Below are 16,518 nucleotides of genomic sequence, written 5' to 3' on the forward strand. Positions count from 1 at the left end.
ATTTTAAGCAAATTTAAATATCCTTTTCATGGGGAAAACGGTTCTGCTTTTTAAAATAAATTTCAGGATACATAAGGTTCAGAAAACTGAAGATCAGCAAAACATTGAATTCAATTCCATTCGTTCCACCTCCCACTACAAACCAGCCGTTTTGCCAATGAACGAAATAGATTCCAAAAACGAAAATAAGAATATTACCAATAGCCACGGGCTTTATATATCGGTCAAACCAAAGTAATGGTACAGAGAAAAGATGGGTTAGTTTTACAGCCCATGCAATATAAATCCCAATGGGACTGAATCCTATACTATCCAGATAAAAATGCCCGAAATTATTAACATCTCCACTGAAAATAGAAATTACACTATGCATCAGCAATATCACTGACAGCCCCAAGCGAAGGAAGACACTTTTTTTCATACCTCAAAGCTATAAGACAAAAGAAAGGATTGATGTATGTTGTATATCAATTGCTTTGTAGTGTATATGAAAAAGTAAAGAGCAGTACATCCATTACTGCTCTTTCAATATTTGTAAGATTTATATTCTTAATTCTGACTTAAAGTTTTCTTTAAAAACTTCTCTAGTTCCTTTCCGTGAAGGTTTTTAGCTAAAATTGTTCCCTGTCCGTCGATGATGACATTAAAAGGAAGTTCATCAACTTCGTAAAGTTTGGCTACAGGACTTTTCCAGAATTTTAAATCACTGATCTGTATCCATTTGATCGTAAACCGGTCAATTGCTTTCTGCCAGCTTTCTTTATTTTTATCTAAGGAGACTCCAAGAATTTCAAACTTATTGTTTTTTACCTGTTCAGAATAGGTGTCATACAATGTTTTCAGCTCAGGCTGCTCCTCTACACACGGAGCGCACCAGGTTGCCCAGAAATCGATCAGAACAAGCTTCCCTTTTAATGTTGAAAGGGCGAATGAGGTTCCGTCTGCCTTGGTCATTGTGATTTCAGGAGCTTTCTTTCCTACTTCTATTGTACTTTGAGCAGCAACAGATCCTGAGAAAATTATTAAAAATAATAAGGTAAAACCAGTCTTCATATTAATCATTTGTAGGATAATCTTTATCTAGCCAGTCTGTTTTGATGTTTTTCGGAAGATTTAAAAGCTTTGCATTTTTAAAGCCCATTTCCATCAGTAATGCAAAAGCAGGACGTATATTGGGACATTTTACAAAAGGACAGCATCCGCAGTAGATCACAATTTCTCTGTTCTTAGGAATATCTTTAAGATAATTTCTCAGTTTTTCCAGGTTTTCAGGCTCATGCGTTGGTCCTATATCTACAGAACCCTTGATGATTGCTTCCGGACCTACTGAAATGATCACCAGATCTTTTGTTGTATGCTTTACAATTCTGGAAGCCAGTAACGCCGGATCCATCAGCTGGCTGTCTTTCCATGGATCCTGTTTTTGCTGTGCCTGACTGAAAATGGAACAGACAAAGCAGGTAATGATAAACAAATACTTCATACTTCTATTTTTCACAAAGATAAGATGAAAAGTTTAGAGTTCGAAGCTGAAAGATAAAAGCAAAATTATTTTAATTTTCAATCCGATTACAAATAATTTTATACATTTATATTAAGTATCATTCAAAAAAAATACCTCATAAAATGGAAGAAACATTCCAGCCTGATGCCATCATCATAGGAAGCGGACTGGCAGGGCTTACTGCTGCGATGGAAATTACCAATGTCGGGAAAAAAGTACTGCTTTTGGATCAGGAAACCGAACAGAATATAGGAGGGCAGGCATTCTGGTCTTTCGGAGGTTTGTTTCTGATTAATTCGCCTCAGCAAAGGAGAATGGGAATCAAAGATTCTTATGAACTGGCACTTCAGGACTGGAAAGGGACTGCTGGTTTTGACCGCCCTGAGGATTACTGGCCCCGTCAATGGGCAGAAGCTTATCTAAAATTTGCTTCCGGTGAAAAGTATGAATACATCTCGAAATTGGGTATCAAGCTGATGTTTATGGTGGGCTGGGCAGAACGTGGTGATGGTTCAGCAACAGGGCATGGAAATTCAGTACCTCGTTTTCACGTAAGTTGGGGAACCGGGACAGGTGTCGTAAAACCATTTGTAGAAAAAGCTTACAAAGCTCAGGAAAAAGGATTGCTGCAAATGAAATTCAGGCACAGAGTGACAGAATTGCTGGTTGAAAATGGAAAAATAAGAGGTCTTAAAGGAGATATTCTGGAAAATGACACTCAGGAAAGAGGTGCTGAGACTAACAGAAATGTTATCTCAACCTTTGAATATACTGCTCCGAATATCATTATAGCTTCCGGAGGAATTGGTGCCAATCATGAGCTGGTAAGGAAAAACTGGCCGGAAAGACTTGGTAAAGCCCCGGAAAATATGGTTTGTGGTGTTCCTGCCTATGTAGATGGTAAAATGATTGGTATCGCAGAACATACAGGAGCTCATATTATCAATCGTGACAGAATGTGGCACTACACAGAAGGTTTACAAAACTGGAATCCCATCTGGCCCAACCACGGAATCCGGATATTGCCAGGACCATCATCTTTATGGTTTGATGCTGAAGGCAAACGGCTTCCCGCTCCCTTTCTTCCCGGATTTGATACATTGGGAACCTTACAATATATACAGGAAACAGGATATTCTTACTCGTGGTTTATCCTCACTCAGAAAATTATAAAAAAAGAATTTGCTCTTTCAGGTTCGGAACAGAATCCGGATATTACCAATAAGGACTATGTTCTTTTTCTGAAAAGAATTTTTGGTAAAAAAGCTCCCGGGCCGGTAGAAGCTTTTAAAGAACATGGAAAAGACTTTATTGTATCAGATAATCTGGAAGATCTGGTGAAGAGAATGAATGAACTGGCTGGAAATAATCTCTTAAAATATGAGAAAATAAAATCTCAGATCGAAGCGAGGGACAGAGAATTAGATAATAAATTTTCAAAAGATACTCAGGTCAATTATCTCCGGAATACCCGGAATTATTTAGGGGATAAACTTGGGCGTGTAGCGGCTCCCCATAAGATTTTAGCGCCTGAAAACGGACCTTTAATTGCTGTGCGGCTCAATATTTTAACCCGCAAAACGTTAGGGGGAATAAAAACCAATTTGAATGGACAGGTATTAAAAGATGATGACAGTATCATTGAAGGACTGTATGCTGCCGGAGAAGTGGCTGGTTTTGGTGGTGGCGGAATGCACGGTTACAGAGCGCTGGAAGGGACATTTTTGGGAGGCTGTATTTTTTCAGGAATGAAAGCCGGGAAATATATTGCAGGACTTAAAAATTAAATAATAGTACAAGTATGAGCAGTTATTTTGATCATAAGGTTATTTGGATTACCGGAGCATCATCAGGGATTGGGGAAGCTTTAGTAACTAATTTGGCAAAGAACAGCCATGCAAAAATCATCTTGTCCTCCAGAAAAGAAGAACAGCTGCATCTGGTGGCTCAAAAAGCCGGATTGAATACAGATCGGTATGCGGTGATTCCTTTAGACCTGAAAAATTATAAAAAAATGCCTGCCATTGCGGCAAAAGCATCAGAACAGTTTGGGAAGATTGATATTCTGATCAACAATGCCGGGCTTTCTCAACGTTCTTTAGCCATGGAAACAGATATTGAAGTAGATAAACAGCTGATTGATATTGATTATATTGGAACGGTGGCGCTTACTAAAGCAACTGTACCTTATATGATCAGGAATAAAGGTGGGCAGATTGCGGTTGTGTCCAGTCTTATGGGAATATTTGGTGCTCCTATGCGAAGTGGATATGCAGGAGCAAAACATGCTTTACATGGTTTTTTTGATGCTTTACGGGCAGAACTATTCAGCCAGAATATTAGGATTACGATCATTTGTCCGGGTTTTATACAGACAGATATTTCTATTAATGCTGTTACCGGAGATGGTTCATCACAGGGAACAATGGATAATGCCACAAAAAATGGCATGGCTGTAGAAATTTTTGCAAAAAAAATGCTCTATGCTATTGAAAAACAGAAAAAACAGAAAGCCATAGGAGGTAAAGAAGTAATGGCAGTGTTTCTGAAGAGATTCTTTCCAGATTTATTATCAAAAATAGTCCGTAAGGCGAAAGTGGTATAAAGAAAAGCACAATTCAGTATTGCATTGCGCTTTTATATTAGAAGGTTTTTACCAACCCTATTCCTACAGTTTTATTCTGATAAAATGGCATCACCATTGTGGAGGACAAGGTATTTTTACTCTTATTTTTTCCACGTAATAAGTTATCAATTTTTGGAAACAGCCAATAGGCAAGTTCGGTAGAAAGAATCCCAAATCCGGCTCCTGCCACAACGTCCCCCAGCCAGTGTTTATCATTCAGCATTCTGTATACCCCGGTGAAAATAGCAAATGGATATCCTGAAATACTCAGCCAGAAATTACTGTCTTTATATTCTCTGAACATAAACTGTGCTGAAGAAAATGCTGTTGCCGCATGTCCTGACGGAAAAGATAAGGTATTTGATCTGTCTGGTCTTTCCTCTTTTACAAGATATTTTAAAGGCATTGTAAAGGCTGCTGCAATCAGTTGTGAAGAAGCATAAATGATAGTGCGGTCTCTCAGGTTATGCTTTCCTTTTATCCCTGCTGCATTCAGTCCATATACAATAACTGCAGGGGCATACTGGGTATAATTATCCAGTTTTATTTGCGTGGGCTGGTGTTCGTTGATTTCAACTTTTGTAGAGATATTAAGCTGTTTAAGATTATTCATCGACAAACCTGCTACTCCATAGGCAATGAATGCTGTAGGAATAATCAGGCTTTTATAATTCAGTTTGCTTTTTTGAATTTTTGTTGTGATCATACTGTCTTGTACAGGTTTTTGAACTTCAATCGTATCATTTGTATTCTGAGCGTTGATTCTGCTTAAACCTGAACTCAAAACCAAGATATACATCATCGTTGTTTGAAAGTATTTTTTCATCTTAAATCACATTTATAATTATTCAGTTCTGTATTAAAATTTATAGCTGTACCCCATCCGGATCACCTGAGTTTCGTAATAATCATTGCTGGTATAAGCGAATCCGCTGCCTTGAACAGACTTTCTGATCACCATTGTATTGAGTAAATCTGAGGCATTTAAAAACAATTCACCCTTCCCTTTCTGAATGGCTTTTTTCACTCCTGCATCCATTGAAAACCTTGATTTTATTTTTCCCTGCGGAATAATATCCGGAGCTAAATAAACAAGTGTAAACTGCATATTCAATCCCTTAGAAAAATGAAAAACGTTATTCATCTTGATATTTCCTGATAGAGCAGTCTGCTCGTCGGCGGAGAAAGTATTAGGTTCTGGGTACAGATTTTCTACAGTAAATGCATTGATCTGATTACGGTATAAATTTCCATTGACATTGAAGGAATATGCATCTGAGATCTTTTGGTTCCATATTGTTTCCAGTCCTGTATTATAGCTTTTTCCGGCATTCTGGAATATGGCATAAATAAGAGTGCTGTCCGGGACAATACTTGAAATTCTTGTGATGGTTCCGGCAGCAAAGCGGTGGTATAATGCAGCATATAAATATCCGTTATCCCAATTGTGTTTGTATCCCAATTCAATAGAATTTGTAAACTGAGGACGCAGTGCAGGATTTCCTACTTTAATGATTTCTGCATCGTCATATTTTGGAAAAATACGGATATCAACTTCATTAGGACGGTCTACCCTTCTATTATAAAATACCGAGAACTTATTACGGTCATCAAGTTTATAAGCAAGTCTGAAATTCGGGAATGGCTGGGTATAATTATATCCGTCACTTTTATAAGTTGGGTGATTAGGATTTACATCATATTGAATTTTTACATATTCCAGCCTCAATCCCAGTTCTGCTTCCCATTTTTCATTTTCAAAAACATAATTTCCGTACACCGCAGGAATAAATTCTTTATAATCGGCTTTCCCACCCGCAGAAATATCGAGAACAGAGTTGGTACCGGGAATAAAATTCATATTGGTAGGAATGCTTCTGTTTCTCAGTTTAATTCCGGCCTCTATTCGTCCGTACTTTAAAGGTTTTATATAATCTACATTGAAATCATAGACCTGCTCATCAGATAATAATTTGAAAGCATCAGTTCCTGCGGAGGAAGGAAGATAATTATCATAGAAATATTTTTCATCCTCTCTGTGGAAAGTATAATTGAATCCTACATTTAAAACATGCCCGGCATCTTTGAATTTATGCTGATAAGAAGCGGTTCCCATCACAGTGGTTTTCAGCTCATCTTCCAAAAACTGCCACAGGCGCAGACGTTGGGATCTATCTCCATTGAAAAACGGCTGATCTCCCCTATCGATAATCTTTTCGCTTCCATACATTCCTGAAATAGTTACTGTATTTTGCGGATCAATAGTCCAGTCTATTCCGGCTTTGGTGGTAAAGAAATTTGTATTTCTGTTTCTTTTCAGCTGAGAATTAATGACTGTTCCATTATCATAAGTACGGGTTACAAATTCATTTTTATTAAGTGTTTCGGTGTATAAATTATCGGCCTGCAAAAATACATTCACCTTATTTTTTCTGTAATTTAATGATAGAGAGGGATTTATTTTAGGCGTTAGTGTATACTGCGGTCTTATTGTAGGAAGGTTTTCTTTTCTTACCCAAAGTGAGCCTAAACCTGTTGTAAATCCTGCTTTTCCGTTCCATCCGTTCTGTTTATTCTTTTTCATGATAATATTGATGATTCCAGCGTTTCCATTCGCATCATATTTTGATGAAGGATTGTTGATGATTTCAATTTTATCAATAGCAGAAGCCGGAATATTATCCAATCCTGTCTGGCTTCCAAATCCCGTGAGAGCAGTCTGCTTACCGTCAATGAGCACCGTAACTTTATCATTCCCTCTTAGCTGTACTTTACCATCTTGTACGGTGATTCCGGGAAGGTTCTGCATGCTTTGTAATACCGATCCGCCACTTTGGCTGATATTGTCTGCTACGGAATACGTTTTTTTATCAAGGCGGCTGTCTATTTCATTTTTTTTAGAAGCGGTAATGGTGATGGCATCAATTTTTGTTTCATTTTCCTGTTTCTGAGCCAGTTCAATAGTTGGTATTTCCAGAAACTCTGAAAGGGTTCCTATGAAAACGGGTTGTGTGTACGTATTATATCCGGTGATGGAAGTTTCCAGAAGATAATGGTCCGGCTTTATGCCTGTAATGGAAAATCGTCCTTCCTCATTGGTAATGGTTCCGGCTGTAAAAGTGCTGTCTTTTTCTTTTTTTAAAATAATATGGGCGTAAGGTATTGCTGTTTTATCTTTATTGATGATTCTTCCAGATGCCGTTACAGAGGTTGTCTGTGCAGAAACAAGGGAGGAAATTACCATACTGGCTGGAAAAAATAACAAGGCTGTTTTATTCATTCTGCTAATCTTTATTTTTCTTTAAAAAGTTTGTTATAAGGGAAACATTAGTTATTCCTTTTGAAGAGGTAATTCCCGGCTGTGTTTTCTTTGTGAAATAATGATCATGAAAACCATCAGTGTAAGAGAGATCAGGGAAGCATTGAGAGTTCCAAGGTCCAGACCTCCTTTAGCTAAAGGCTTTGTCAAAAGATCTCCGAATGTAGCACCAAAGGGTCTGGTAAAAACAAAAGCAATCCAGAACAGAACAACATGATTGATTTTCGTAAAATAATGAAGTGCCACTACCACTACTACGATCAGCCCTGTAAACAAAGCTCCCGACATATATCCAAGTCCTAAATTATCACTCAGAAAATCCCCAAAAGCTGTTCCCAGACTATTGGAAAATAAAATAGCCGTCCAGTAATAGAATTCTTTATTTCTTTCAAAAATCGGATAAACCTCCAGGTTCTTATATTTTCTGTACCATAAGAATAAGGAAGTTAAAAGGCCTAGAAATAAAATCAGACTTCCTGCCAGATATCCTGTTTTTAAAGTACGGTCGATAAAATCTGAGATTTCGGTTCCCAAAGTGGTTGTTCCGATAATCACGACCCAATACACTGCCGGAATATATTTTTTTACACGAAGCTGCACCGAAAGTATCAGGATGAAAAACATCAGCGTAACCAAAATTCCTACAACATATCCCAGATTAAGGGTCATAGAAATAAAATCTCCCAAGGTCTCTCCCAATGTAGTGGCTACAATTTTCATAAGCCAGAAAAGGAGTGTAACGGCTGCTACTTTGTTTGCTGTTCTCATTTTGCTTTGTTTTCAATACAAAGGTGCAAACCGATTTAGAAGAAATTTAGAATTGCCTGAGCCGTGAAATTTTTTAACTATAATTTAACAGTGAAGATGTGATGTTTGTTTTCAAACCTATAGCTGATAGTCCAATGATGAAACCTGCAGATTTCATGGATGATAGAGAGTCCGAGCCCGCTTCCGCTGTTATCCGTTGAAAGCTTAGAGAATCTTTTGAAAAGCAAATCCATATTCAGCTTTTCAGTACCCGAATTGGAAACTTCAAAAGAAGAATCTGCCAATTGTATAGAAATAGAACCTCCGGGAGTTGTATGGCGGATTGCATTGATGATGAGATTGTTGATCAGTATCTCAGTCAGAATACTGTTTCCATTCACCTGTACATTATCTACTATCTTTTCCTGAACGGAAATATTTTTTTGCTCAATATGTTCCTGGAGAGTATCAATACTTTGTTGAAGCAAATGATCAAACAAAATAATCTCTGAACTGTCAAACTGATTATTATCAATTTTAGCAAGCAGCAAGAGGTTTTTATTGATGCGAGAACTTCTTGTAAGAGCCTTGTTTATGTCTTCAGCGATTTTGTACTGTTTTTCAGTAAGATCCTGATCCTGAAGTAAAAGATCCAGCTTATTTTTAATAATGGCCAGCGGTGTCTGCAGCTCATGGGAAGCATTTTCTGTAAATTCTTTCTGGGTTTTATAGGTAGAAATATTACGCTCTATCAGTTTATAGAGAGACTGATTAAGTTCTTCAAATTCTGTGGTGTCAGAAACCGGAAACTGTATGGTATTCTGGCTGTTAAGGTTGAAGGTTTTCAGTTGATCCAATGTATTCCTGAACGGTTTCCAGATAGATGAAGAAAGTTTTCTGTTCAGATATAAAAGCCCTAACACTATGATTACAAAGAAAAATATGGTAATCATTGCAATTACAGCTATTGTTTCATGAGATTCCTCAATATTGGTCTGTATCGTAAAAAGATAAGGTTTGTTCTGTAGATAAACGACTTTTCTCAGGCATCTGTAACGCTCTTTTTTTTGTTCCGAAATAAAAGGTAAGTGTTTTTCGTAAGTATAAACTGTGTCCCGTTTTATTTGTTGAGCTGAAATTTTCTCAATATTCGTTTCAGGCTGGATATGATTCCACAGTGCAAGACTTTTGTCTAATTCTTCCTCAGACAGTTTCAACTGGTTGAACTCATAAGCCGTCTTCTCAACAATAATCTGATTATGCTCATCCAGTTCACTTTTCCAGATGGTATCCACCACAAAATAATACACAGGAATACTTATCATCAGCACAATAAGTACATAGATGAGAAAAGGTTTTGTCGTTTTGGTAAGTAAAGGCTTCAAGATAATTATGAATTAAAAATTATGAGTTATGAATTGTTGGGCTCTATGAAAGATTATTTATTTTTTGATGTAATGATGATGCTCCTGATTATCTTTGATATTTCAATAGCTTCATTATGAATACTTTGACACTCATTGGATGATAAATATTCAGTATGATATAAAAGCTCAATCCAATAAATAGATTCATCACATTCTTTTTGAGCAATAGCGAGTTTATGAACAAAGTCTGCTTTACTTTCCGCATTTTGTGACTCTCTTATTAAAGCTCTTACTGCTGTTCCACTTCTTAATAACTGTTTACTCAGAACATATTCACTCCTGCCACTTGAGAGATATTTATAAAGATTAATAATTCTTATTGCAAAATTAAAACTTTTATCTTTCAACACATTTTTCTTTTCGCTTATAATAACTCATCATTTATAATTTTTAATTCATAATTTATAATTAACCTAGCTTTCCCACTTATACCCCGTTCCATATACTGTTTTCAGATAATGTTCACATCCGGCATCATACAGTTTTTTCTTGAGGTTTTTCACATGAGCATATACAAAGTCATGATTGTCAAGCATATCTGCAAGGTCTCCGGAAAGATGTTCCGCCAATGTACTTTTGGAGATGACTTTATTTTTGTTACCGATAAAATAAATTAAGAGATCAAATTCTTTTTTTGTTAATGAAATCGTTTCGCCGTTTACAGCAACTGTTTTAGCAAGCAGGTCAATTTGAAGTTCATTTTGTTTTACTACATTGGAACTACTGAACTGCTTCCTCCGAATGATAGAATATACTCTTGCCATAAGCTCTGAGAGGTGAAATGGTTTGGTAAGATAATCGTCTGCACCCAGTTTTAAACCTTCAATTTTATCGTCCAGAGCATTCTTGGCAGAAATGATAATGACTCCGTCCTGCTTCTGCTGCTTTTTTAATTCTTCAAGTATTTTCAGACCATTTCCGTCTGGAAGCATAATGTCCAGTAAAATACAGTCATAGTCAAATGTCTCTATTTTACTCATCGCTTCACTGAATGTGCTGGCAGCTTCACAGAGATAGTTTTCTCCGGACAGATATTCGGCAATACTTTGGGTAAGCGCTGCTTCGTCTTCAACGATTAGGATTTTCATGCCATAAAACTATCATTAAATTTTGAAGAAATTTTGAATTTAAAATTAAAACATAAATTACAAAAATATAAATCACAAACAAGTGTAAATCTTCAAAAGGGTATTTTTTGTGATATATTTCATAAATTTACGGAGCTGTATCAATCTGATGATAGCATAAAATGTTTCTAAGGTGAAAATTCACAACAAAAAAAAGTACCTGAGCTTCCTTAAATTTAAAAGAGATTTCCAAAAATATGGATTAGAAAAAGCGCGCAGTTATGAGCTTATTCTGCATTGGCTGAACAACAGGCTGAGCCGGAATCAGTTTCTTGTTCTTTCCGGAATTCTGGTAGGCTGTACGGCGGGTCTTGCAGGAGTTATTCTGAAAACGCTGGTACACAATATACACAATTTCATTACTACCAAAGTCCACTTTGAATATCAGATATTATTCTATATTGTTTTTCCTTTTTTAGGAATTGTATTGACCACGATGATCGTTCTGACGTTGTTCAAAGGACAGGATCGTAAAGGTATCGGGGCTATACTCTATGAAATTGCACAGAATTCCAGTATCGTAGCTTCCGTTAAAATGTATTCCCAGGTGATACAGAGTGCGGTTACCGTAGGATTGGGAGGTTCGGCAGGATTGGAAAGTCCTATAGCTGTTACCGGAGCTGCTATTGGTTCAAACTATGCGCAGACCTACAGATTAAGTTACAAAGAACGCACTTTATTGCTGGCTGCTGGTGCTACAGCAGGAATTGCATCTGCATTCAATGCTCCAATTGCCGGGATTATGTTTGCCTTTGAAATTCTGTTGACCGGAGTGGTTTTTACAGATTTTATTCCTTTGGTTGTGGCTGCAGTCTGCGGAAGTCTTTTGTCGAGGATTTTGCTTCAGGAAGATGTTCTTTTCAGGTTTTATACAAGAGATCCGTTCAACTATAAAAATGTCCCTTATTACCTTATTTTAGGACTTGTAACAGGTTTGTATGCCCGTTATTTTGTGATTATTTCCCAAAAAGTAGAACATTTTATAAAAGGACTTCAGCTTTCCAGAATGCGTAAAGCAATGTTTGGTGGCGCTGTACTTTCATTGTTGTGTGTTCTTTTTCCACCATTATTTGGAGAAGGTTATGAAACAGTGAAAGCATTTACCAACGGAAATACCCACTCTATTATTGAAAACAGTTTTTTCAGGTATTTTGAGATCGGAGACTGGACGATTATTGTATTTTTAATTCTGGTATTGCTTTTAAAAGCATTTGCCACTTCTTTTACCATCTTCAGTGGTGGTAACGGAGGTAATTTTGCCCCGTCTCTTTTTGCAGGAGGAACTTTAGGGTACTTATTTGCTTTGGTTTGTCAGCATTTAGGCTTTACAGATGTTCCGGTGACCAACCTTGTTCTGGTAGGAATGGCTGGGGCAATGAGCGGTGTACTGTATGCTCCGCTTACTGCAATATTTCTGATTGCAGAATCCAGTTTCGGATATGATCTGTTTATTCCCCTGATGATCGCTTCTGTGATATCTTACCTTATTGCCAAATGGTTCTCCCCAATCTCTCCGGAACTGAAATCTTTAGCAGATGAAGGAAAGATTTTGACCAATAAACATGATAAAAACCTCCTTTTTGCCTTGAGAACAGAAGATTTTATAGATCAGTATTCTCAGACCATTAATGAAAATGCTTCTGTTACTGAATTATTTGAAATGGTAAAGAATGGAGATAAAAATATTTTTGCTGTTGTGGATGAAAATAGAAAGCTAAAGGGAATTCTTACCCTGGATGATATAAGACCTTATCTTTTTAACAAAGAAATGGATGCTTCTCAGCTGGTCATTCAGATTATGAAAGCTCCACCAGCTATACTTCACCGTGATAATAAACCTCTGGAGATTCTTCAGACTTTTGATGATACAGGGGTATGGAATCTTCCTGTAGTGAGTGAGAATAATGATTTTATAGGCTTTATTTCAAAATCCTCAATACTGATGAGCTACAGACAGCTTTTGAAGGAATATTCTGATTAATTAATAACTGAATAATCACAATCGAAGAACTAAAATTCCTCTCCATTGGAGGGAGGGCGAAAATTCAAAGAATTTTTGACGGGGTGGTTAAGCATTGTCGAAATAAAAAATCCGTTCAGCAATGAACGGATTAAATTTTAGTCTATAATGAAAGTTGAAAATTAGTTGCCTGCACTATTCAGCAGATCAATATCTTCCTGATCAAGAATAAGTTTTGGAGCATTGAATACCGTTTCAAGCTGTGATGCACTTGTAGCACTTACAATAGGAGCTGTGATCAAAGGATTGGATAACAGCCATGCCAGAGAAACCGTTCCCTGAGTGGTATTATGTTTTGAACTTACCTGATCCAGAGCTTTTAAAACTTCAAGTCCTTTAGGATTTAAATACTTTCTTACCCCTTCACCTCTCGCGCTTTTTGCAAGATCTGCTTCATCACGGTATTTACCCGTTAAGAAACCAGCTGCCAGAGACCAGTAAGGAAATACACTTAAATCGAACTGCTCTGCCAGAGGTGCATAATTTCCCTCAAAACCTTCCCTTTCCATCAGGTTATAATGAGGCTGTAATGCAACATATTTAGGAAGATTATTCTTTTCAGCAGCTTCAAATGAAGCTTTTAAACGTTCCGGTGATAAATTGGAAGCCGCAATATAGCGCACTTTTCCAGCCTTAATGATCTCATCATAAGCCGAAAGCGTTTCTTCTACCGGAGTGATATTATCATCAAAGTGAGTATAATAGAGATCAATATGATCGGTCTGAAGCCTTTTCAGTGACTCATCCACTGATTGTAAGATATGCTTTCTGCTGATATCATAGCCATGTTCTTTGGTTTCAGAACCTACTTTTGTTGCCAAAACGATATCATTACGGTTAGAACGGCTTTTCATCCACTTTCCAATGATCTCTTCAGATTGTCCTCCTTTCCCGTTCACCCACCATGAATAGGTGTCTGCAGTATCTACAAAATTGAATCCTGCTTCTGTAAAGCGATCCAGTATATCAAAAGACTGTTTTTCATCCAGGGTCCATCCAAAAACATTTCCTCCGAAATTGATTGGTGCAATCGTTAAATCGGTGTTTTTGATCTTTCTTTTTTCCATAAAAATAATTTTACTAAGTAGGATCTAAGGTAAGGAATATTATGCCCAAAGGATATTCAAAATAGCCATTCCGTCTATAGTTATTATAAATGAAAACACGGATGTTTCCTCAGTTTTTTTGACTATTATTTTTTTATAAAACGCAAAGACGCAAATAATTCTTACCTGCAACATCGTTTTTAAGACGCAAGGATTTTTTCTCCGATAAAATTATATACCGTAAAAATTAGACACACGCTTGCTGAAAATCTTTGATTTTCTAGCGCCTTACATTCTACAGTAATATTATAAATCTTTGCGCCTTTGCGTTTTTCCAACTCCTAATCATTTCATAAAATATGATTGTTGAAAGATCACAAAGACGCAAGGATTTTATCTCCGATAAAATTGTGTATTGTAAAAATAAGATACATGCTTTGTTGGAAATATTTGATTGCCTGCATTTATATTTTATATTTCTCCAACAGAACAACTCAAAAAAACAAAAACAGCCTCCGCGTTGAAAGCTGTTTTTATTATCTATCAATTAAAAAATACGGTTATTTTTCAACCTGCGGAACATCAATAGCAGTAAGCTGAAGTTTATATTCCTGTAATTGCAGATTGATGGTTGATAATCCGTTGCTGAAGAATGATGACCCTATAAAAAGATCATGATAATATTCTATTCCTTCAAGTATATTTTTCTTGAAAGCATTCCATTTTTTTGTTTGGGCATGGGTAATCTGTACTGAAGATTCTGTAATTTCCTTTCTCAGATAGTCAACATACATTTTCAGTTCATTGATAAACATATTTGGACGTTGAGTATGGGAAAGAATATTGGTATTTCCATAAATATGTTTTACCATTTCCGAAAGTGAAACTTCTTTATCAAAAAAAGCAATATTGGGTCCGGGACATATCACAACCCCCTGTTTTTCTCCTTTGATTTCAAGATTCTGCTCCATATATGCTGCATTCACAAGTCCTACACACAGACAGGCTTTATCGGTTATTTGAGACTTTCTTTTATCAAACTCTTTTTCTGTTAAGGTTTCCCGGTCAGTATACAATTCTTTCAGTTTGATATCCTGATATTTTTTAGAAGCGGTACAGGTTCCTTCCGGTGAGAATTCTTTGCTTAATGCCAGAAGCTTTTTCGGACACGAACTGCCGTATTTACCTTTAGCTTCTTTTTCATACTTCAATAGTTCATTAGAAGTTCCTTTTACCGTATTGAAAGGCACTCCCAGAGGCGAAATATGACTCAGATACAAATCCTGTTCTTTTGATTTTACAAGCAGATTTCGGGTTTCCGTATCTACAGAAGTGGCTTCAGGGACCAGTAAAAACGGCGAGCCCCATCCTACACTGTCTACCTTATAATGAACCAATAGAAACTCATGTTCTTCGGAAGTTCCTACTCCACCCTGAACGGTAATTTTCATTTCCAAAGGCTCAGAAACCAAAGGCTTTCCTTTTTGCTCCAAAGCAGCTGTCATTAACGTATGCGCTGACTGTATCAGATCATTTTTTTTCTGCTTAAATTCTTCCATGATAGGCCCAAGAAGCATTCCTTCGGTTGCAAAAGCATGGCCGCCGCAGTTCAGCCCGGATTCTATTCTGTATTCTGAAACCCACAGTCCTTTTTTAGCCAGAAAGTTTCCCTGGATCATTGCAGAACGGAAGTCGCTTACTTTAAGAATGATTTTCTTTTTGATCTTTCCGTTTTCATCCGGGAAAAAGTCTTCAAACTCTTCCATATAACTATACAGACGAGGATTCATTCCTGCTGAAAGAACCATTGATGATGACAGTTTGCTTTTGGCAAATCCCCGCAGTGAAGCATGGGCATCGTTATACATTACCGGAAGCTGCTCGTTGTTCTGATAATTGTCCTTATCCACTTTCGTCATGATATTGACGTCAATACTTCCAGGTCTTAAGTTAGATTCTATGAAGTTTTTGATATTGGAGCTCCAGTTATCTTTTTGATTAATGAGATTCTGAAGACTTGTTTTAAGATCCGAAGTATTCGGAAGTATGGCCATGAAGTCCTTTAAAGCCTCTTTGTTTTTGCTGATTTCCTGTTTGAAAGATTCAAATTTTTCATTCACGATATCATCCACCATATCCAGATAGGCAGTAACTCTTCTTGCCCTGTAATCATCTGCTTTTGTTGAGATTCCAAAATAGTCAAGATTAAACTTCTTATTATAAAAGTTTTTCATCTTTTCAAGGATTTCATCATCAATGATAGAGATCACAGAAGAAATTCCATATTGTGCAACACGGATCGGGCTGTCTATGGTGTAAGCCAGTCCCATTACCGGAATATGGAAATTGTGCAAAGGTTTTTTTGTCATAAATTTTCGATAAAAGTTCTTTTCTTATTCATCTAAAAAATCCTTTAAAAACTATTCACTTCTTAAATATATTATTTTAAAATGAATTATGCATTAAATAATATTTTACAAAATGAAAAACATGTCAAATATCATTTTTTTTAATTGGTTTTATAGCTATGTATATAAAGTATAGTCATTCAAATAAAAAAGATCAGCCGGCTGACTGATCTTTTCGTTTTGTAGTAGATTTTATTTTAACCACAAAAGACACAAAAGTTTTTGAACACTTAGGCTTTTTAAGAGCCAGCTTTTATGCATAATAAGTACACCTAAGTTTTATGAAAATCTTTG

Annotated in this window: 14 protein-coding genes; 3 read left to right on the forward strand and 11 right to left on the reverse strand. The window is 36.6% G+C overall.

Features of this window, described 5'->3' with window-relative positions; genetic code table 11:
- Nucleotides 1–13 precede the first annotated feature (13 nt).
- From ACTJIP_RS12955 to ACTJIP_RS12965, 3 genes are all read right to left on the reverse strand, one after another.
- Nucleotides 14–421: a DoxX family protein gene (locus tag ACTJIP_RS12955; RefSeq protein WP_077417329.1), complete on the reverse strand. Its 408-nt coding sequence runs from the start codon at nt 419–421 to the stop codon at nt 14–16.
- 128 nt (nt 422–549) lie between these two features.
- On the reverse strand, nt 550–1,053 hold the full coding sequence (locus ACTJIP_RS12960) for a TlpA family protein disulfide reductase (RefSeq protein WP_257468912.1): 504 nt from the start codon (nt 1,051–1,053) through the stop codon (nt 550–552).
- Between the two features lies 1 nt (nt 1,054).
- Entirely contained in the window at nt 1,055–1,483 is a 429-nt protein-coding gene (locus ACTJIP_RS12965) for a rhodanese-like domain-containing protein (protein WP_219072713.1), read from the reverse strand.
- Between the two features lie 143 nt (nt 1,484–1,626).
- Here ACTJIP_RS12965 and ACTJIP_RS12970 point away from each other — a divergent pair, with 143 nt between their 5' ends.
- A complete protein-coding gene (locus ACTJIP_RS12970; protein ID WP_219072712.1) occupies nt 1,627–3,291 on the forward strand; it encodes an FAD-binding dehydrogenase in 1,665 nt (554 codons plus the stop codon).
- A 14-nt stretch (nt 3,292–3,305) separates the two neighbouring features.
- Nucleotides 3,306–4,109 carry an SDR family oxidoreductase gene (locus ACTJIP_RS12975; protein ID WP_428169057.1) on the forward strand — a complete coding sequence of 268 codons (804 nt, stop codon included), beginning with the start codon at nt 3,306–3,308 and terminating at the stop codon, nt 4,107–4,109.
- 37 nt (nt 4,110–4,146) lie between these two features.
- On the opposite strand, the gene ACTJIP_RS12980 is transcribed toward ACTJIP_RS12975, so the two are convergent.
- From ACTJIP_RS12980 to ACTJIP_RS13005, 6 genes are all read right to left on the reverse strand, one after another.
- Nucleotides 4,147–4,956, reverse strand: coding sequence for a phosphatase PAP2 family protein (locus tag ACTJIP_RS12980; protein WP_428169058.1), 810 nt, complete (start codon nt 4,954–4,956; stop codon nt 4,147–4,149).
- Between the two features lie 33 nt (nt 4,957–4,989).
- Nucleotides 4,990–7,410, reverse strand: coding sequence for a TonB-dependent receptor domain-containing protein (locus ACTJIP_RS12985; protein ID WP_440704676.1), 2,421 nt, complete (start codon nt 7,408–7,410; stop codon nt 4,990–4,992).
- 51 nt (nt 7,411–7,461) lie between these two features.
- Nucleotides 7,462–8,217, reverse strand: a complete 756-nt coding sequence (locus ACTJIP_RS12990; RefSeq protein WP_440704677.1) for a COG4705 family protein — start codon at nt 8,215–8,217, stop codon at nt 7,462–7,464.
- A gap of 77 nt (nt 8,218–8,294) precedes the next feature.
- A complete protein-coding gene (locus ACTJIP_RS12995; RefSeq protein WP_440704678.1) occupies nt 8,295–9,581 on the reverse strand; it encodes a sensor histidine kinase in 1,287 nt (428 codons plus the stop codon).
- Between the two features lie 53 nt (nt 9,582–9,634).
- Nucleotides 9,635–9,970 carry a four helix bundle protein gene (locus tag ACTJIP_RS13000; RefSeq protein ID WP_262484618.1) on the reverse strand — a complete coding sequence of 112 codons (336 nt, stop codon included), beginning with the start codon at nt 9,968–9,970 and terminating at the stop codon, nt 9,635–9,637.
- A gap of 66 nt (nt 9,971–10,036) precedes the next feature.
- A complete protein-coding gene (locus ACTJIP_RS13005) occupies nt 10,037–10,711 on the reverse strand; it encodes a response regulator transcription factor (protein ID WP_077417348.1) in 675 nt (224 codons plus the stop codon).
- 172 nt (nt 10,712–10,883) lie between these two features.
- Here ACTJIP_RS13005 and ACTJIP_RS13010 point away from each other — a divergent pair, with 172 nt between their 5' ends.
- Complete coding sequence (locus ACTJIP_RS13010) at nt 10,884–12,731, forward strand: chloride channel protein (protein WP_077417350.1); 1,848 nt, start codon at nt 10,884–10,886, stop codon at nt 12,729–12,731.
- 161 nt (nt 12,732–12,892) lie between these two features.
- Here ACTJIP_RS13010 and ACTJIP_RS13015 read toward each other — a convergent pair whose 3' ends face one another.
- Nucleotides 12,893–13,837 carry an aldo/keto reductase gene (locus tag ACTJIP_RS13015; RefSeq protein ID WP_077417352.1) on the reverse strand — a complete coding sequence of 315 codons (945 nt, stop codon included), beginning with the start codon at nt 13,835–13,837 and terminating at the stop codon, nt 12,893–12,895.
- A gap of 539 nt (nt 13,838–14,376) precedes the next feature.
- Nucleotides 14,377–16,185 carry a hypothetical protein gene (locus tag ACTJIP_RS13020; RefSeq protein WP_440704679.1) on the reverse strand — a complete coding sequence of 603 codons (1,809 nt, stop codon included), beginning with the start codon at nt 16,183–16,185 and terminating at the stop codon, nt 14,377–14,379.
- Nucleotides 16,186–16,518 lie beyond the last annotated feature (333 nt).

The sequence above is a fragment of the Chryseobacterium sp. 22543 genome, assembly GCF_052044565.1.
GTDB lineage: Bacteria > Bacteroidota > Bacteroidia > Flavobacteriales > Weeksellaceae > Chryseobacterium.